This window comes from Bacteroidota bacterium (assembly GCA_037133915.1).
Taxonomy (GTDB): domain Bacteria; phylum Bacteroidota; class Bacteroidia; order Bacteroidales; family CAIWKO01; genus JBAXND01.
Genome location: JBAXND010000003.1, coordinates 90,854 through 110,646, shown reverse-complemented (window position 1 = coordinate 110,646; position 19,793 = coordinate 90,854). Strand labels below are relative to the sequence as shown.

Here is a 19,793-nt window from a genome sequence, read left to right as displayed (position 1 = left end):
TAAAGGATTACTCAGGCACTCAACGCGGCATGAACTACCGCGCACTGCAATAAGAAGGTTTCATCACGGTTAAATGAACCGGTAAACTGCAATCCTACCGGGAGACCTTCATCATTCTTCCAGCCTGGAATATTGAGTGAGGGCAATCCGGCATACGTCCACGGAAGGCTCATCAAGGGGCTGCCTGTTGACTCCAGTCCGTGTGTGGCAGGTGTTATGGTGGCAGGTGTCACCCACAGGTCAATACCATATTCTGCTTTTGCGGCCTCAATACGGTCTCTGAGTTTAAAACGACCGTTAATGGCATCGTGCAAATCGCTGCTGCAGATGTCGAATCCTTCTACAATAAGGTCCCATGTTTTTTGCCTGTACAGCGCTTCATTTTCTTTGAACCAGCCCTTGTGCACTTCGGCCATTTCAGCAGCAACCATCAGGCGATGGACGCGATTAATTTCTTCAATATCTTCAAAAAGGTCAACTTCTTTTATAACAAATCCAGCATGCTTCAGGGCTTCGGTTTGAGCGATAAAAATATTTTTTATCTCGTCAGAAGCCTGTTCAAAATACCTTCCGCAAGGAATACCAAGTGCAATTTTATCTGCGGTCAGCGCTATTTCTTCATTCCATTTATTGCAAAGCACAGATGCGGCTAAAACGACACCCTCCATATCCTGTGTAAAAAAACCGATATGGTCTGCCGAAACAGAAAAAGGTATCACGCCTGACGCATCAATTCTTCCGTAGGTTGGTTTGTAACCAAACACACCGCAAAAGGCAGCAGGACGAACTACCGAACCTATTGTTTGCGTGCCGAAAGCAAAAGGCAGCAAGCCCGCAGCAACCACAGCAGCAGAGCCGCTGCTTGAACCACCCGGTGTATGTTCAATATTATGCGGATTCTTTGTCGGTCCCGGTTCGAAGTAGGCAAATTCAGTCGTTACCACCTTGCCGGCAACGAGTGCTCCCAGCTCCTTCAGGCGACTTACCGATGCAGCCTCGGTACCACGAAACAAGGTTTCGGGCAAAGCGGAACCGCAATGTGTTTCAAAACCATCAGCACGAAAAATATCCTTCACTCCTATCGGAATCCCGAAGAATAATGGCCGCGTATCAGGGTCCGGATATCGTTTCAGCAGGGTGTCTGCTTCTTTCAAAAGGCGTTCGCGACGCCCCATTTCAGGCAGGAATGCGTTTATCTGCGGATCAAATAATTCGATACGATCGCACAGTGAATTTATAAAATATATCAAATTGAGCTCGCCGCTTCTGAGTTTCGAAGCGGTTACTGCAAGCGGCATGGATGCAATTAAGGTCATATCACTCCTTCGGCTTTAAGCCTTTCAATTTCCACAGGACTGTATCCTAAAAGGTCACCAAATATCAGGTCGTTGTGTTCTCCCACTTCGGGAGCAGGATCGCGGTAGGTGCGTTCGGGAACACTGGTCATCTTTATAGGATTTCCGGCAATCTTTACCATGCCCGCCTTTTTATCTTCCACTTCAACAATCATATTGCGCGACAAAACCTGTCGGTTGGTAACCACCTTATCAATGGTATTGATGGGGCTGTAAGGAATCTGTGCTTTTTCAAAAATGTTATACCAATGCTCTGCATTCTTCGTTCCCAGTATGCCTTCAATGATAACGGCAAGCTCACCGACATTTTTTGTACGCAGCGCGTTGGTCACAAAACGAGAATCTTTAATCAGTTCAGTATGTTCAATGCAACAGCAGAACTTATCCCACAAACTGTCGTTGCCCAATGCTATGACAAGATATTCGTCTTTAGCTTTGAATGCCTGAAAGGGTGAAATGGTCGGATGACGATTTCCAAGCGGTTTGGGCGAAGTGCCATCGACCTGAAAGCGCGCCAGTGCATTTTCTAAAATAGAAACCTGACAGTCGAGCATGCTAACGTCTATCTTTTGTCCGCGACCCGTAAGTGCACGGTGGTATAATGCGGCATTAATGCCAATGGCAGTGTACAATGATGCAGTGATATCGCCCAGGGACATACCGACACGGGTTGGCGGTGAATCGGGCCAGCCGGTGATGCTCATCACACCGCCCATCGCCTGCGCTAAAATATCGTACGCAGGTTTCTGCGAATCCGGTCCTGTATGGCCAAATCCGGAGGATGCGGCATAAATAATAGCAGGATTTACTTCTTTGAGTGTTTCGTAACCGAGCCCGAGTTTTTCCATAGTCCCCGGTCTGTAGTTTTCAATAATCACATCAAATTTCTCAACCAGTTGCTTCAGTATCTTACGTCCTTTTTCTGTTTTCAGATTCAGCGAGATGCTGTCCTTGCCGCGGTTGATGCTCACAAAATAAAGGCTCTGCTCGTTTTTGAACGGGCCGAATGCGCGCGAGTCATCGCCGGTTTCGGGCATTTCAACCTTGAGCACATAAGCGCCGAGGTCGTTCAGTATCATGGTACAGAAAGGACCTGCAAGCACTCGTGTCAGGTCAAGTATTTTTACATTCTCAAGTGGTTTGCTCATCAAATATATTTCTACTGATCGTTATTTTCCGGGTTCACTAACTTTTCCTGTTTCGCTTTTTCGATGATGGCCATTGCCACTTTTTCGGCCGTAATAGGCATTGATTTAATGCGAATACCCAGTGCATCTTCAACAGCGTTTGCAATCATCGGAGCGGCAGGCAGCATCGTATGCTCACCCACACCACGAGCACCGTATGGACCGTCGGGCTGCGCCACTTCCACAATTATAGAAACTATTTCATCGGGCGTGTCAAGTGAAGTAGGAAGTTTGTAATCGGTGAAGTTTGGATTCAGCATTTTGCCTCTGCTGTCAAAACGCATATCCTCATAAAGCACGGTTGCCAGGCCTTGCACAATGCCACCCACAATTTGGCCTTTTACCAAATCCGGATTGATTGCTTTTCCGACATCCAGCGCTTCGGCGACTTTCAGCACTTTCATTTTGCCGGTAACTTTATCTATTTCGAGTAACAGTGCGGCAGCACCAACAGTATAATGCACATTGGGGTGCCCGCCCTGACTGGTTTCCGGATCGGCATTGGTTGAAGTAAACTCCGGCATAAATGTACCGCGACCGTTTATCGGGCCACCCTTAAAAGTACCGTCTTCTTTCATGATACCGTTGATAACAAAACTGCGCAACGGCAGTTCCCATCCGGATTTTGAAGTGCTCTTCACGCATTCATCTTCAAGGAATAATGTATCAAACGGAATATCCAGCGCACGTTCCACCAGTTTGAATATCTGATCGCGTGCATCAATAGCGGCCAGTTTTACGGCATTGCCACAGCCCCAGGTAACATGCGAACCCACCGTTTGCCATTCGTATGGATTACGGTCGGTATCGGGAAGTTCAACGCGAATCTTTGAAGGCGGAATTGACAACACTTCAGCAGCAACCTGCGCCATTACGGTAAGCAGGCCCTGTCCGATATCCATTCCGGAAATTAAAATATTGAGTGAAGCATCTTCATTGAATTTCAGAAATGCCGACGATGATGCGTTGGGTGGCATGGCAGGCGCTTTCCACAAGAGTGAAAAACCTTTTCCCAGCACCTTGTTAGGGTCTTTGGAAATTTCTTTCTTACCCCATTCAATTTCTTTCACCACCTTATCGATACACTGCTGCATACCGTTAGGATTCATGTGCGCACCGTATGCGAGAGTATCACCTTCATTAATGGCATTGCGTCTTCTTATTTCAACAGGGTCGATGCCCAGATGATTGGCGATGCGTGTCATGTGCGATTCGAGACCGAATAAAAACTCCGAATAACCGAATCCGCGGTATGCGCCTCCCGGAGGCAGATTGGTATAAATGCAGAATGAATCGATAGAGACATTTGGAATTCGGTATGGACCGGTAGCGGAAAGCCCCACAGAATTTACAACATTGGCACCATATTCAACATAAGCGCCCGCATCCCAGTATAAGCGATGGTCGAGTGCTACCAGGGTGCCGTCGTTCTTAACACCAATTTTCAATTTTGCAACAACGCCCAGTCTCTGATACGTATTATAAAATTCCTGTTCACGCGACCACATAATCTTTACAGGATAACCTTTGAGTTTGGTTGCAAGTGCGGCAGCAAGAATCTCCATGGTAACTCCCGCCTTTCCGCCAAATCCTCCACCTACATAAGGCGCAATTACGCGGACGTCTTTATGCGAATAGCCCAATGATGAGAGCGCTTCTGCAAAAAGATTACGCTGCGTATTGGGCGATTGTGATGATGCCCATACCGTAAGCCTTCCCGAATGGTCAACTTTACCGATTGCTGAATGGAATTCAATGGCGCAATGCGCGTAACGAGGCACATTATAAGTATCTTCAAGCACAAAATCCGCTTCTGCGAAAGCGCTCTCTGTATTGCCTTTGCGCACCTTACGGTGATGTGCGATATTGGTATTTGCCTGAGGGAAAAACCAGGGCACATGAGGATAATCGGCGAGTTCAGGATGAAGCAGGGTTGCACCCGGCTCCAGTGCTTTCAACTGGTCAAGCATTTCGGGAAGTTCTTCATACTCCACCTTAACAAGTTTTGCCGCACGCTTTGCAATCTTTGGATCACGGGCAACCACTGCTGCCACCTGTTCTCCGATAAAGCGCACTTTATCCTGTGCAAACACGAAACGATCTTTCATATAAAGACCGAATTTGAAAGGAAAATCCTTGCCCGTGAATACGGCAACAACGCCTTCAATTTTTGCAGCATCAGCAAAATCAATGCTTTTAATGATGGCATGTGCTTTTGTGCTTTCTACAATCTGTGCATGAAGCAGCGTCGGTCCGAAGTCAAGGTCATCCGCATAAAGCGCAGCGCCGGTCATTTTTTCAAGACCGTCAATGCGCGTTACAGATTGTCCCACAAATTTCAGTGGAACGTCCTTTGCAACGTCAGCTGCGGGATGCACGAATGTTTCATGTTCCTGAGTATTTGTCAGGATATCTGTATTGTTATTATTTTCGTTTGTCTCCATGGCTTACTCGGTTTTGGAACAACTAACTACTGCATCAATTATCGGTGTGTAACCCGTGCATCTGCAAAGATTTCCTGAGAGTGCTTCTTTTACATCTTCACGTGTAGGAGAAGGGTTGTTATTAAGCAGCTCGGTGGCTGAAATGATGATGCCCGGAGCGCAGAAACCGCACTGGAATGAATTGAATTCCACAAAAGCATTTTGTACCGGTGAAAGATCTTTGCCTGATAATCCTTCGGCGGTGATGATTTCTTGTCCATCAGCTTCAATGGCGAGAATAAGACATGACCGAACGCTTTTCCCATTGAATAAAACGGCACAAGCGCCACAGTCGCCCCGGTCACAGCCACATTTTGGGCTTTTCGCGCCAAGCTTGTCTCTCAGGACATCCAGCAGGACATCATTCGGATCAACTTCAACGCTGCGGTTTTCGTTATTTAACCTGATCGTTATTTTAGACATATCCTTAGATATTATTTTACGATAATAAATTATTTCTTTGCGGTTACCTGCCTGATGCCACGCTCGAACATGGTTTTGACCATGTGCATGCGGTATTCCTTGCTGGCCCTTATATCTGTGATGGGACTGATTTCTTCTTCAATGAGTTGCTTGCATTGTTCAATCAGTTCATCCGTTATTTTCTTTCCGAATAAAAGCGCTTCGAGTTTCTCGGCACGGCGCGGTACCGGCCCAACAGCACAATACGCGATGCGGTATTGGTCGTTGCGGAAGCCAAGAATACCAACCCCTGCCTGAGCCAGATCCTCACCTGAATAGCGGCCTAATTTTCCGTAATATGCACGGTGTTTTCCCTTCACGCGCGGAATAATTAATCCGGTAACAATCTCATCGGGTTCACGCATTGTTTTCTTCGGACCGGTGAACCATTGGCTGATAGGAATATTTCGTTTCCCTCTGGCACTTTTCACACAGACAATGGCATCATAGTTCAGCAATGCCGGACCTGAATCGAGCGAAGGAACCGCTGAGCAGATATTTCCAACCACTGTAGCACGGTTGCGTGTTCCCACAGAAGCAACGGTTTTTGAGGCTTCATGCAGCAACGGAAATTCTTCCTTCACGATGGTAGAATTTATCAGGTCGGTAAATGTGACCAATGCGCCAATATGCAGGCGGCGCCCAATGAGCTCAATCTTTTTGAGTTCATCAATTGCTTTGATGTCAATAAGCATTGCAGGCTCTTCAATGCCTTCTTTCAGACGCACAACCAGATCGGTACCACCGGCGAGAATACGAGCGTTATTTCCGAATTTGGTGAGCGTTTTCAATGCTTCCCGCAAGGTTGCAGGCTTGCAATAAGTAAATTCGTGCGATATGGGCATAATGTCAAAAATTAATAAATAGTGACAGGAAACTCTGTTTACTGATTTAGATTAAATCAAAAAATAACAATCTTAGCCTACTCTGAAAAACAAACCAAGTACCGAATGTTCGATACTTGATTTGCAATACAATTTAAATTTTTCTTATTTCGGTGCAAGCGCAACAAGACGGCACATCGATGACTCAAGCTCGATACCGCGGAGTGGGAATAAACCAATCCATACGCGTTTGTTGCTGAGCTTTGCAATATCGCCACCGATATTTTCAGCATGCACTAATTTTTTCGGGAAGAGCTTCAGGTGCATCACCTGATAAAACTCTTCTGTGGGGAACATTTCATCCCAGTCTTTGCCGTATTTGGCTTTTAATTTTTTATCAGCTTCAATGAAAGCTTTCGGGTGCCAGTTACGGATGATTGTATTCATGGGATGATCGGCACTTCCGCAGTCCACACCAATCCATTTTATTTTCATATCAAGCGCCCATTCGTGGAATTCGGGACTTGGTCCGGGATGTTTCACAAAATAACGCAGCTCGTCAGAACCTTCCTGATCCCATGCATATTTATGATAACCGGTATTGATAATAAGGATATCACCTTTTTTGATTTCTGCTTTTTTCATCAGCATTTCCGGTGAATACAGGTCGTAATCGCCAACCTCATCAGAAATATCCACAACAACACCGGGGCCAATCCATTCTTCGATGGGAACATCACCAATGGTGCGACCACTTGCATGAAAATGAATTTCTCCGTCGATATGTGTTCCCACATGGTTACTGGTTGTGATAATCTGCCCATTGGCACCCTGTCCCATATGTGCTCCTGCCAGCCTTTTGAAATACTGAATTCCCAATGGCATATAACTTGGCCAGGGCGGTGTATGAATGCTTAAGCGTTGAGTAAGGTCATAAACCTGAATGTCATTCATAAATTGAAAAAACTCTTCATTCTTCATTATTAAAATCTCCTACGTATAATTATTATTAGAAATTATTTGGGTTCTGCTTAATGCGAAGGTAAAATTACGTAATTTTTATTCAATTAAACTAAAAATAAGGAGTGCAAAATATCATCAAAAGCCCTAAATGTAAGATTGAGGCTCATTTTATAAAAAGCCGGTGATTTCACCTTTCTATTTTAACAAATCGTTTTATTTCAGCTTCGCGGCCAACCCTTCATAAGCCTTGATAAATGGCTCAATAGGCGCACTCAGCACACCGGCTCCCACCTGACCGACGCCGGGGTTTTTATGAGCAACACCCGTATCAATAAACGGTGTCAGCGATTTTTCAATCACCTTTACAACATCTATTCCTGTGGGTGTTCCTCTGAAGTTCAGATAGGGTATCTGGTACATATTATTTTCTGCTGCCGTTATTTCATACATCTGCATGGTGTAGCTTACAGCGTCCTTTGCTGTGCCTCCCACGAACTGCACGATAGCAGGCGCTGCGGCAATTGCAAATCCGCCAAGACCACCGGTCTCAGTAATTGCGCTGTCGCCGATATCGGGATTGGCATCTGCTTTTGTGAAGCCCGGAAAATAAAGTGCATCCGGCACCAGTGCAGCACCCGTGAACCATGCATCTCCTGTTCCGGCAAGCTGTACGCCGAAATCTGTACCATTGCGCGCCATCACCACTGCCACGCTGCTGTTCTCAATATTACGCGCAGCATCCAATACAGCTTTCGAAGCCGGCATGGAAAGGTTCAGGAAAAAATGGTCGTTGCCATTGATGAATTCCAGTACTTTAGCAGCGTCTTCCATATTCTTTACCGTACGCATAATGGCGGGTGCGATGGCTCTGAAAAATAATGAGGTACCTGCACGGTTGCGGTTGTGAACTTCGTCACCCATATGCAAAGCCTGCGCAATCATGCTTTTCAGGTCGATACGGCCCAGATGCGTCACAGCATCTTTCAGAATAGGATACATAATTTGCTCCATCCATTTCAGACGGGTGATTACATCATCGCCGAAGGCACCATAGCGTAACACCTTGCCCAGTCCTTCGTTCAGAGTGCAGTAAGCAAAATTCCCATAAGCCTCATTTTTAACAATCCACACCGGCATAGAAGCGGAAATGATGCCCGCCATGGGACCAACCGAAGAATGCTCATGGCAAGGTGCGTATTCAATGGCACCCGACGACGCCAGTTTCTCCGCTTCGGAAATATCTTTCGCCAGTCCTTCATAAATCAGTGCTCCCATGATGGCGCCGCGTGTGGGACCGCACATGCGTTCCCATGTAATTGGTGGACCCGAATGTAAAATAAGATTCTTTTTCATTCCCGGAATAACATTCAGGGCAACATCAAGACCAACCACAACAGGCATTCCGGATAATATTTTATCGGTTGCAAGCTTGTTAGCGGCAGCAATTTTATCGGCATTCTTCTCTATTTTCGCAACCAGCTCTTTAGCAATATTCACGGGCGGCTTCCAGTCCACATTGACCGCATGTACGCCGCAGTTGTTAAGGTTTTCGGCAAACGATGCCAGGCCGGTATTTATAACATTAAGGTCTTTACCAAACAAATCATTTATAGCCATAACACAAGGAAATTTTCAAACTATTAATATTTCTAATTCTGAATGATTTTCATAGAAAGCTTGCTGGCAGCAGCATTCGAAGGCATAACTATGGCACCTGCCATTTCAAGTTCCTTTTTAACCTTCTGACGATTCTGCGGGTCTTTTTCGGTTCCGGTTATGGAACAGACGATATGAAGATCACGCGTCATTTCTTTTGCCTTAAGGATAACGGGAACAAGTTCTGCAGCGGGATCAAGGTTGGAACCATAACCCAAAACAACATCCAGCAAAATAACAGCAACATCAGTTTCTGCAGCTTCATCCAGAATTTTTTTATTCCTCAGACTGAAATCAATCATCGGGTGTGGACGCCCCACCGTGAATTCATCTTCGCCCAAATCAATGATGCAGTTCTCTTTACTTTTCCAGACATCATCCAACACATAATCCTTGTTCAGCGGCGAATTGCCATACACAAAACCGATGGTATCCTTAAAAATGAGTTGTGTTTCATCGCATAGTGTACCGCCACTGAATAGTCCGCGAATATATTTACGTCCCTTTCCTTTTGGCATTTTTATAGCAAGGGCAGCTATATTTTCATCAGCTTTCGCGATATCTGCTTTTATACCTGCAAGTTCTTTTCCCTGTGCCAGCGCGGCAGCAATCATACCGGTTTCTTCGAGTGTATTTGCCGCAATTGCCCCTGCCGATTCTATTTTTTTGCTGTCGCCGCCGATAAGAATCGCTACCACAGGTTTCTTTATTTTTTTTATCTCGGCAACAATCCTGTCAAGCACCTCTTCGTGAGGTGGTTTTGATATCAGCACTATAATTTCCGTTTGCGGATCATTGTTCAGTGCCAGTAAAGCCTGCAAAAACATAATGCCGCCAATTTCCTTTTTAAGGTCACGGCCGCCGGTACCAATTGCCTGAGAAATACCGGCACCGAAGTTCGATATTACACAGCTTACTTCCTGCAATCCCGTTCCTGATGCAGCAACAATACCAATATTGCCGCGGTTCACAACATTTGCAAATGCCAGAGGCGCTCCATTAATAATGGCTGTTCCGCAATCGGGGCCCATCACCAATAAACCTTTGGATGCCGCGTATTTCTTAAGTTCCAGCTCTTCTTCTATCGTAACATTATCAGAAAATATCATTACGTGAAGTCCATTCTTCAGCGCTTTCATTGCTTCGTGCGCAGCAAAACGTCCTGCAACAGAAATCAGTGAAAGGTTCGCGCCGGGTGCAGATTTCAGTGCACTTTCAAGACTCTTGGGTGCATAGGTAGATGTATCGTCGTCTTTTGTTCTCATTTTCTTAAACATGCCGTCAATACCGCCAAGCACGCTGTCAATGACTTCCTGTTTTTCTGCCTTCAGACAAATCAGCAAGTCATTATCTGAAATATCTTTGAATTCAGGAAGCAGCATTCCGGACATTTCCAAAATGGCCTTATTCTCTTTAGTTCCCATAACCACGGCAGAATCAGTGATGCCTTCAGTTTTGCGCAAATCTTTTGAAAGCAGCATCAGGCTCACCGAATCATAGTATTCGCCCTGTTTAACAATTCCTTTTATAATCATGATTTATATTTTTACTTGTAATCCATGAAATTTGTCTGAAACAAAAGTAAACAAAAATCCGCTGAGCATATCCGCCCCTGAGCTTTCGCCAACATTAAGAAGTTGTAAGATTAATGCATCATTTTCACTAAAACGTTTGTTGCAGAAAGATTGTGCGAAAATTTTAACAATTTCAGCAAAATATCCATCGGCAGCATGAACAATGCTGCTTTGTGAAATCAAATTTTTGGTTTGTGCCATGGATTTAATTCTCATTTGAAGCTCCCGTGATTTCTCGTTTCCGGAAAAAGCATCCGTCAAATTCAGTGCGAGCAATATTCCAACAATGAAGTCGTCGCCTGCAGGTGTTAATCCTTGTCCGAGACCGGAAAGTTTTTGAATCCCCGGTTCAATTTCACCCTTTCGCAATTGAGCAATAGCATTTTCAAAAGTTTCCAGCAGGTTCTTTTCAAAACCCGTTGCAAAATTCAATTTTCGCTGTTCGTCAAAAAGGAATGCCAGACTGTATTCCGAAGCATGAGAGGCTAGTGTTTGCTTCAAAGCATCAAGATTTTCCTTCAAAATGGTTTGCTCAGAATGCAGAATTTTCAGTTTTGAATCATACACAGGAATATCAGAAATATCAATACTTTCAATTCCAAATACAAATTTATCAGGCAATATCAGAATCTCCGCAGGCAATGCCCGCAGTTTGCTTTCAATTACAATGTTTACAGGTCCATTTCCAATAGCGGCAGAAACGAAGGAGAGAAGTTTACAGTTGGAATTATAATTCACCACCCGTTCAAAACGGCTGTGAACAGTATAGTGTCCTTCGGAAATACGGTCACCGCGGCTCAGGATCTTCATTGAATAAGGTATGAAAAAATCGTCACAAAAGTAACTAAAGAAACTGAAAATCAGAGAAGATTCAGATTCACCTCCAGCGCATTTTTCAAAATATCCATATCGCAATTAAACCCGGCAGCAGCAAGCGATGTAACAAATTCGTCATGCCTGCGATTTTTGCGATAATCGGGTTCTTTTGCAGGATGTTTAAGATAGCGGCCAAAGACCGAAATATCTTCAGAAACATTCAGAACTGCATGATACAGCACACGCCCTGATGCACGATAAATCGAAGAGCCAAGTATCTTTTTTTCTCCAATGGCAATATCGGAAATCCCTTTCGAATGCAGGTTTTGTATGCCGCATGTCTCAAGGGATTTGATGATGGCAGAATTTATTTTCGTAAAATACTGATGCGGGTCTTTCAGCTCAGTTGTTTCAAAAGCAACTGAAACAGCGAGCATGTGCGGGCTCAGCACCACACTTTCCCCACCGCTCGGACGCTTCATTACTTCAACGCCATCAGCTTCGGCATTTTCAATAATAACAGACGTTTCTATTTTATTCGATGCGCCCAGCACCACAACCATTTTAGCCGGTTGCCACACCAGACAATGAAAACCGTTGAAATCACCATCAATCAAAAATTTATCAGGAAGGTTGTATGATTGCAAAACAGCCTGCATAGAGAAATATTTTGAATTTTAAATGCTAAATTTTAGATTACCTAATTCTCACATTTGTTAAAAGATCAATCGCAAACCAATTTAAAATTTAGAATTCATCATTTATCATTTCATTTATGAATCGCTTTGTCAACCGCGTCAAATCCGGCTTCCATAAAAATTTCAGAAACGGTAGGATGTGCATGAATCGTTTGCGCAATATCATAAACAGTTCCTTCAATCTGCATATAGGCGGCGGCTTCTGCAATCATATCCGTTGCATGTGCGGCAATAATCTGCACTCCGAGCACCTGCCCGTATTTCTTATCTGAAAGTAAACGAACCATTCCTTCTGTATTACCTTCAATAAGCGCTTTTCCGTTTGCAGACAAAGGAAATTCATTCAGTTTGTAATCAATGCCTTCATCGTTAAGCTGCTGCTCGGTAAGTCCTATCTGCGCCATTTCCGGTACGGTGTAAAAATTCTGTGGCCATGATTTTAAATCAAATCTATCTTTAATTCCCTTGATGTGATTTATCAACCAGATACCCTGTGCTGACGCCACATGTGCCAGATAACTCAATCCATTCACATCTCCGATTGCGTAAAGTTCTTTAATACCGGTCTCCAGATTTTCATTCGTTTTTATATAACCGTCTTCGGTTAATGGAATATCAAAATCAGCTGCAGGGATAACAGCTTTCCGCATTGATGCGTTCAGCACCAGTTCTGCAACTATTTTCTCGTTGCCGACAATCAGCTCACCGTTTTTAAATTCGCCGATGTTATCTTCAGTGATAATGTTAATACCACTTTTTTTCATTCGCTTTGTAATGAAATCATTTAAAAAAGCATCGGCTTTTGGCAACAGTATTTCATCGGGAGCCACAAGCGTAACGTCTTTTCCAATGAGGTTAAAGAACTGCGCCATTTCAACAGCTACACCACCTTTTCCAACGATGGCAATACTTGCGGGAAGCTTCTCAATCGAAAGCAAATCTTCAATTTCAAGCAATCCCCTCTTATCGGCTTTAATCGTTGTTTTAGCCGGGTAACTTCCTGTTGCAATTATTATATGGTCACCTTCAATAGTTCTATTATCAACCGAAATAGTTCCAACGCCGGTAATCCGCGCCTCGCCGATAATTACATCCACACCATTTTTCTTCAGCAGATAACCTATACCTCCGCTGAGCTTTGCAGATATCTGTTTTGCACGAGCTTTCGCTTTTTCCCAATTAAAAACCAATTTCTTTTGGTCAATGCCGTCAATACCAAATTCGTCCGCAAGTTTCAAACGGTCCAAATAGCGAGCACTTTCAATAAGTGCTTTTGTAGGAATACAGCCCCAGTTCAGGCACATGCCGCCCATGTATTTCTTTTCAACCAGAGCGGCTTTCATACCTACCTGTCCGGCACGAATTGCTGCAACATAACCGGCAGGACCGGCGCCAATAATAATTACATCGTACTTCATACGTTCAATATTATAAAATAATTTTCAAGAACATCATTTATTACTCAATTACCAGCGAAACCGGTTCATTCAGGTATCCCATTACTGTATTTACAAAACGCGACACCTCACCGCCATCCACAATTCTGTGGTCAACAGAAAGTGACAACGGCATCATAATTCCTTTAACTACGTTATCACCTTTAAAAACAGGACGTTCAATAATACGGCCGATTCCCAGTATTCCCGCCTGCGGATAATTTATCACCGGCACCGCATACAGTCCGCCGATAGAGCCGTAACTGGTAATAGTGAATGTGCCGTCCTTCATATCATCCATGGTAAGTTTTCGTGTACGAGCCTTTTCGGCAAGCTCATTCACTTTTTGAGCAAGCTCCAGAATGCTGAGTTTATCGGCATCGTGAATAACAGGAACTACCAACCCGTCTTCTGTATCTACCGCAATCCCTATGTTGTAGTAATTCTTGTAAATCATTCTGTTGTTTTCCAGATCAAGCTGACTGTTCAGTTGTCTGTGTTTCTTCAGTGCCTGTGCCGTGGCTTTCAGAATGAAGGGCAGGTAACTCAGCTTGATTCCTTTTTCAGCAAATTTTACTTTGTACTTATCTCTTACCCGGACCAGTTCAGATATTTCCACCTCCTCATGAATCGTCATGTGCGCAGCATTGTGCTTGCTGTTAATCATATTCTTGGCAATGGTCTTTCGTATCTGGCTCAGCGGCTCATACGTTATCCGCTCGCCTAAATCCGGAATGCGGCTTCTTGCCTGATCTATTACACGCTGCGAACCTTCTGAATATTTACGGATGTCATCGGTCATTACACGATTACCGGGGCCGGTGCCTTTCACCTGATCAATATCGACCCCGAGTTCTTTTGCAAGTGCCCGGGCAACAGGTGTTGCAAGTGCTTTCTTCTTTACAGCGACTTTCTCTTCAGGAGGTGTTTCAAGTCCTTCATTGCTCGATGGCAGATATGCCGAAGATCCGGCTATTTCAAGGGTTCCGACAACACCTGCACCGCCTTCTTCAACAGCTTCCTCTACAAGTTCCTTCTTCACTTCTTCAACAGCGGCGGCACCTTCCACACCCGGCATCTCAATTTCAACAAGCGGTTCACCTACTTTAACCACCTCTCCAACTTTGCCGTACATGGCAGCAACCACACCTGTTTTAGGACAGGGAATATCAGTCACCACTTTGTCTGTTTCCATCTTCAGCAGCGCATCGCCCGATTGTATTGACTGTCCCTTGGCCACGTACCATTCAACAATGGTACCTTCATCAAGGCCTTCACCGATATCAGGAAAATTGAAAATATATCTCATCACACAGTCATTTAGAATTTAACTACTTTTTCCATTTCATAAAAAATCTTATCTGCCGTTTGCAGATAATGCGGTTCGCCTTTGGGAAGCGGAACAATAATATCAAATCCACACACCCGTTTCGGGGGTGCCTGCAGATACAGAAATGCTTCTTCATTAGCAATGGCGGTCACTTCAGCACCAACACCATAGGTAAGCGGCTCCTCCGATACGAACAATAAACGTCCTGTTTTGCGCACCGATGCTGCAATGGTTTCCCTGTCAATCGGGTAAATCGTGCGCAAATCAATCAGCTCCGCACTGATGCCGGATTGTTTTGCCATTACCATAGCTTTTTGGACTTCGCGAATCATGGCTCCGTAAGCCACAACCGTAATGTCTGTTCCGGAAGTTACCACTTTTGCTTTGCCAATGGGAATGCTGTATTTTTCTTCCGGCACTTCCTGCTTGATGGCACGGTAGATGCGTTTGGGTTCCATGAACATAATCGTATCATTGCTTTCAATGGCCGATATCAGCAAACCCTTGGCATCGTAGGGAGTTGAAGGAATCACCACTTTCAGACCGGGTATGTGTCCATAAAGCGCCTCCATACTTTCAGAATGATGTTCAAGAGCATTGATGCCTCCACCGTAGGGAAAACGGATGACCATAGGCGTGCTGTACTTACCTCGTGTACGGTTGTGCATGCGCGATGCATGTGATATAATCTGATTGAAGGCAGGGTATACAAAACCGCAAAACTGAAGTTCCACAACAGGCCGCAATCCAGCGACTGCCATACCCACGGCCGTTCCAACAATAGCCGATTCGGCAAGCGGAGAATCGAATACACGCTTCTCGCCATATTTCTGCTGCAGTCCTTCCGTAACGCGAAACACCCCACCTTCAACACCGGCATCCTCACCATAAATTATTACATTGCCGTCTTCGGCAAGTTTTAAATCAAGAGCATTGTTCATGGCCTGAACCATATTCATTACTTTCATTTCCGGCCCTCCTTCCATTTTAAGAATTTCTCATATTCCCGCTGCTGATTCTTCAGGTCGTCGGGAATATCGTTATACATATAATTGAAAACATCCGCAAGCGGATATTCAGGCACGGCTTCGGCTTCAGCAAACTGCCGGTCCACTTCATTTTTATAATCGGCGCTGAGCCGGGTTTCCAGCTCCTCGCTCCATAATTTCTTGTCCAAAAGATATAACTTCAGGCGGTTCAAAGGGTCGGTTTCAGCCCAAAATTCCTCGTCTTCTTTTGTACGGTATTTTGTAGGATCATCAGACGTTGTATGGGCTCCACGACGGTAAGTCAGTGCTTCGATAAGCACCGGTCCGTTTCCGTTACGCGCAAATTCCGTTGCAAAATCAATGGCAGCGTACATGGCAAAGAAATCGTTGCCATCCACTTTAATACCGGGCATTCCGTAAGCAAGCGCTTTAACGGCAATATTCACCGACGCCGTTTGCTTTTTAAACGGAACGCTTATCGCGAATTGATTGTTCTGGACAATGAAGATTACCGGTACTTTCCACACGGCGGCATAATTGAGCGCTTCATGAAAATCGCCTTCTGATGTGCCGCCATCGCCCACAAACGTATAGACAACATCTTTCGTTCCTTTAAATTTAATTGAATATCCGATGCCGGCAGCGTGCAATAGTTGTGAAGCTATCGGAACCGACATCGGCATCATATTCTTTACATTCTTGAATGCGCCGCCGTCTTCATATCCCATAAAATCCATGAATATCTCTTTGAGCGAAGCTCCTTTGGCAAGCCATGCTCCCATTTCCCTGAATGCCGGAACCAGCCAGTCATCTTCTTTCATCAGAAAACCGAGCGGTGCCGATATTGCCTCCTGTCCAAAATTCGGTGGATAGGTGTACATGCGTCCCTGCCTCTGGTATGAAACTGCCATCATGTCAGCAGTTCGTGCAAAAAGCATCTTTTTCCAGGCATCCAAAACCTGCTGGTCATCCAACTTCGGACGCCATTTTTTATTTATCAACTTCCCCTGCTTGTCGTAGATGCAAAGGATTTTATCTTCAAGCGGATTAAATTCGTCAAACATGGTGTTCTGTTTAATTATTTATAACGCATCTAAATTACCAAGAATTATTCCACCGCTGATAACGGGAGGCATGCTATATATCAGCATATGCAAATAATCATATTTTATAAACAGCGCATGAGAGCTTTGTATACTGAGAAAATAAACTTTAATGACGATTTCTACTTTAGTAAAAATTTGAACATCACGAATATAGTGATAATTCGTGCCTTTTTCAATACTTTTGCAGAATATAACACAATATAAATAATGGAAACGGCCGATATTCTTGTGATAGGTGGTGGTGCATCGGGTCTGCTTGCAGCAGGAACCGCAGCAAGCAAAGGCAAAAAGGTTGTTATTCTTGAACGCATGCCTCGCCCCGCAAGGAAGTTGCGAATTACCGGAAAAGGCAGGTGCAACATCACAAACATAGCGCCCATAAAAGAATTTCTGCAACATACTGGTCCCGACAACCGCTTTCTGAATCCTGTTTTTTCCCGTTTTTTCTCCGGGGAACTCATCGCATTTTTGAACTCAATTGGAATAAAGACTATCACTGAGCGCGGCGGCAGGGTTTTCCCCGAAGGCGGTGATGCAAAAATTGTAACAGACAAACTAGTTTCATGGGCCGAAAGGCAGGGCGTGAAAATTCAATGCGGCATTCGTGTAATGAGCATCATCCGGAAAGAAAATACTGTAACAGGTGTTATGACTGACAATGGAACGGTTATTCATGCGCCGGCTGTAATACTCGCCAGCGGTGGATGCAGTTACCCATTAACAGGTTCGACGGGCGACGGATATACTATTGCCTCTGAATTGGGGCATTCTGTTAAGACACCATTACCTGTTCTTGTACCACTCAATATTACCGCGAAAAGCCTTGAGGCACTTGCAGGACTTGAACTAAAAAATGTGCGGGTCAACGTTTTTGTTGAGGAAATAAAATGCGGTGATGCTTTTGGCGATATGACTTTTACAGGCAACAGCATCAGCGGTCCCATTATCCTTTCGCTGAGCAGGCGATATATGCAGGATATTACCGACGGAAAAAAGGTAGTATTCATGCTCGATCTGAAACCTGCATTGAATAACAGTAAGCTCGACCTTCGCCTGATTCGTGAAATAAATGCTGACGGCAAACGCACATACAGAGCCATGCTGAACAGCCTGTTACCCATGAAGCTCATACCTGAATTTGTGAAGATGGCAAAGATTCCCCAGATAAAACCGGCAGCACATTTATCACCGGATGACCGTAATAAAATACGCTTGCTGTTAAAAGGCATGCCTCTTGAAATATGCGGACATCGAGGCTTTGAAGAGGCCATTGTTACTGCCGGAGGTGTAAGCACCGCTGAAATAGACCCAACAACAATGGAATCCAAACTAATAAAAAATCTTTATTTTGCAGGTGAAGTTATTGACCTCGATGCCGATACCGGTGGTTATAACCTGCAGATTGCCTTCTCTACCGGCTGGCTGGCAGGAATGTCGGCTGCAACAAAATAACCGTATATTATCATTAATTGCAGTTAACGTGCGTTAACAACCGTATCATTTTGTTTTTGCAAAATAAATTCATAATATTGTAAAAACATCGGATATGAAAAAACTACTTACTTTTTTTGTAATCGCATGCATGTTCTCGTCGGTGTCACCGGCACAACAGACTGATGATGCCTGCCTGCTGCCCATTCAGAAAAACGGTAAATGGGGATTTATTGACACAACAGGAAAAATTGTGATTGAACCTGTTTATAGCTGGGCCGGAAAATTTATTGAAGGTCGTGCCATGGTAAATCAGGGCGGTACGCTGAGTGAGTACATCAAGCCAATGGATGGAAAATTCGGCTTCATTGATAAAAGCGGGAAGCTGGTTGTTCAGTGTCTTTATGAAATCGCGACCGATTTCTGCAGTGGGCGGGCAAAAGTTCTCATCGGAGATAAATACGGCTTTGTTGACCCTGACGGAAAAGTAGCTATCCCTGCTATTTATGAGGATGTATCGGAATTCAGGGACGGGCTTGCCGTAATCACCATCAATGAAAAATACGGCGTCATCGACGTCAACGGAAAAGTAGTTCTGGAACCTGTTTACAAAACAGCTCCCTTTTTCGATGAAGGTTTTTCAACGATGGGGTATATCTTTAATAAAGGTCTGATGAACCGTCATGGCAAATACGTTACAGATACCATTTTCTTCGATATTCAAACAATGAAAAACGGCCTGGCTACAGTAATCACGGTTGATTCAGCGCGCTATGGTATGGTTGATTCAACGGGCCGAATGGTAATTCATACCGGGTACGGTTACCTGAGTTATTTTTCGGAGGGTCTGTGCCCTGCCAATGACAGTGGCGTTTTTCGTATTGATGTACTTGCGGTGGATGGTGGCAAATGGGGCTATATTGATATGAATGACAAATGGGTGATACCGCCTCAATATGAAGACGCGTCCATGTTTAATGAAGGACTAGCAGTTGTGAAGAAAAACGGCAAATGTGGTGTTATCAATAAAGAAAACAAAATGATTATCCCCGCTAAATATGCATCCATTTCGCAGTTTCGAAGTGGCATTGCATCGTTCACGCAGGACGGCAAAAGCGGTCTTATGGATGTCAAAGGCAAAGTGATTGTAAAACCGGAATACGACGCAGTTTACACGAATGCATCCGGGAGCAGCGTGGTAGTCAAGGGAAGAAAATACAACGAGTATTATGACATCAGTGATTACGGAAAATCAGGTGTGATAGATAAAACAGGTAAGCTGATCCTTCCGTTGATTTATGCATCGGTGAGCTCACTTAAATATGGGTTTTATGAACTCACACTCAAAGACGGTCTTGAAGGCTACGCCAACAGCAAGGGTAAAATCATCTGGGAACCCTCTAAATAGAAGTTAGACAACAGATAATAGACAAAAGACGAAAGGAACAAATAAAAGCAGAGAATTCGGCAATTGAGATGTGTC

Annotated in this window: 16 protein-coding genes; 2 read left to right on the top strand and 14 right to left on the bottom strand. The window is 44.4% G+C overall.

What is annotated here, in order from left to right; genetic code table 11:
* Window positions 1–11 precede the first annotated feature (11 nt).
* The 14 genes from WCM76_02160 to pdhA all read right to left on the bottom strand — a co-directional run bounded on the left by WCM76_02160 (window position 12) and on the right by pdhA (window position 16,837).
* A complete protein-coding gene (locus WCM76_02160; GenBank protein ID MEI6764414.1) occupies window positions 12–1,316 on the bottom strand; it encodes an amidase in 1,305 nt (434 codons plus the stop codon).
* Entirely contained in the window at window positions 1,313–2,503 is a 1,191-nt protein-coding gene (locus WCM76_02155) for a CaiB/BaiF CoA-transferase family protein (GenBank protein ID MEI6764413.1), read from the bottom strand. Before WCM76_02155 ends, WCM76_02160 begins: the two co-directional genes overlap by 4 nt.
* Window positions 2,504–2,514: 11 nt before the next feature.
* Window positions 2,515–4,986, bottom strand: a complete 2,472-nt coding sequence (locus tag WCM76_02150; protein MEI6764412.1) for a xanthine dehydrogenase family protein molybdopterin-binding subunit — start codon at window positions 4,984–4,986, stop codon at window positions 2,515–2,517.
* A gap of 3 nt (window positions 4,987–4,989) precedes the next feature.
* Complete coding sequence (locus tag WCM76_02145; protein MEI6764411.1) at window positions 4,990–5,448, bottom strand: (2Fe-2S)-binding protein; 459 nt, start codon at window positions 5,446–5,448, stop codon at window positions 4,990–4,992.
* 29 nt (window positions 5,449–5,477) lie between these two features.
* Window positions 5,478–6,332: a xanthine dehydrogenase family protein subunit M gene (locus WCM76_02140; protein ID MEI6764410.1), complete on the bottom strand. Its 855-nt coding sequence runs from the start codon at window positions 6,330–6,332 to the stop codon at window positions 5,478–5,480.
* 144 nt (window positions 6,333–6,476) lie between these two features.
* Window positions 6,477–7,292 carry a cyclase family protein gene (locus WCM76_02135; GenBank protein ID MEI6764409.1) on the bottom strand — a complete coding sequence of 272 codons (816 nt, stop codon included), beginning with the start codon at window positions 7,290–7,292 and terminating at the stop codon, window positions 6,477–6,479.
* A 195-nt stretch (window positions 7,293–7,487) separates the two neighbouring features.
* The gene (locus WCM76_02130) at window positions 7,488–8,891 is read right to left on the bottom strand and encodes a DUF1116 domain-containing protein (GenBank protein MEI6764408.1); all 1,404 of its coding nucleotides are present in this window, start codon (window positions 8,889–8,891) and stop codon (window positions 7,488–7,490) included.
* A gap of 32 nt (window positions 8,892–8,923) precedes the next feature.
* A complete protein-coding gene (fdrA, locus tag WCM76_02125) occupies window positions 8,924–10,465 on the bottom strand; it encodes an acyl-CoA synthetase FdrA (protein MEI6764407.1) in 1,542 nt (513 codons plus the stop codon).
* A 3-nt stretch (window positions 10,466–10,468) separates the two neighbouring features.
* Window positions 10,469–11,314 carry a DUF2877 domain-containing protein gene (locus WCM76_02120; protein ID MEI6764406.1) on the bottom strand — a complete coding sequence of 282 codons (846 nt, stop codon included), beginning with the start codon at window positions 11,312–11,314 and terminating at the stop codon, window positions 10,469–10,471.
* Window positions 11,315–11,364: 50 nt separating this feature from the next.
* A complete protein-coding gene (locus tag WCM76_02115) occupies window positions 11,365–11,979 on the bottom strand; it encodes a hypothetical protein (GenBank protein ID MEI6764405.1) in 615 nt (204 codons plus the stop codon).
* 110 nt (window positions 11,980–12,089) lie between these two features.
* On the bottom strand, window positions 12,090–13,436 hold the full coding sequence (gene lpdA, locus WCM76_02110; protein MEI6764404.1) for a dihydrolipoyl dehydrogenase: 1,347 nt from the start codon (window positions 13,434–13,436) through the stop codon (window positions 12,090–12,092).
* Between the two features lie 40 nt (window positions 13,437–13,476).
* Window positions 13,477–14,763, bottom strand: coding sequence for a dihydrolipoamide acetyltransferase family protein (locus WCM76_02105; GenBank protein ID MEI6764403.1), 1,287 nt, complete (start codon window positions 14,761–14,763; stop codon window positions 13,477–13,479).
* Window positions 14,764–14,774: 11 nt separating this feature from the next.
* Window positions 14,775–15,752 carry an alpha-ketoacid dehydrogenase subunit beta gene (locus WCM76_02100; GenBank protein ID MEI6764402.1) on the bottom strand — a complete coding sequence of 326 codons (978 nt, stop codon included), beginning with the start codon at window positions 15,750–15,752 and terminating at the stop codon, window positions 14,775–14,777.
* Window positions 15,749–16,837 (bottom strand): pyruvate dehydrogenase (acetyl-transferring) E1 component subunit alpha, encoded by a 1,089-nt coding sequence (gene pdhA / locus WCM76_02095; GenBank protein MEI6764401.1) that lies wholly within the window; start codon window positions 16,835–16,837, stop codon window positions 15,749–15,751. Before pdhA ends, WCM76_02100 begins: the two co-directional genes overlap by 4 nt.
* 249 nt (window positions 16,838–17,086) lie before the next feature.
* On the opposite strand from pdhA, the gene WCM76_02090 reads away from it, so the two are divergent.
* Together WCM76_02090 and WCM76_02085 are read left to right on the top strand one after the other, a co-directional pair.
* Window positions 17,087–18,331 carry an NAD(P)/FAD-dependent oxidoreductase gene (locus tag WCM76_02090; protein MEI6764400.1) on the top strand — a complete coding sequence of 415 codons (1,245 nt, stop codon included), beginning with the start codon at window positions 17,087–17,089 and terminating at the stop codon, window positions 18,329–18,331.
* A 94-nt stretch (window positions 18,332–18,425) separates the two neighbouring features.
* Complete coding sequence (locus tag WCM76_02085) at window positions 18,426–19,718, top strand: WG repeat-containing protein (GenBank protein ID MEI6764399.1); 1,293 nt, start codon at window positions 18,426–18,428, stop codon at window positions 19,716–19,718.
* Window positions 19,719–19,793: the final 75 nt, after the last annotated feature.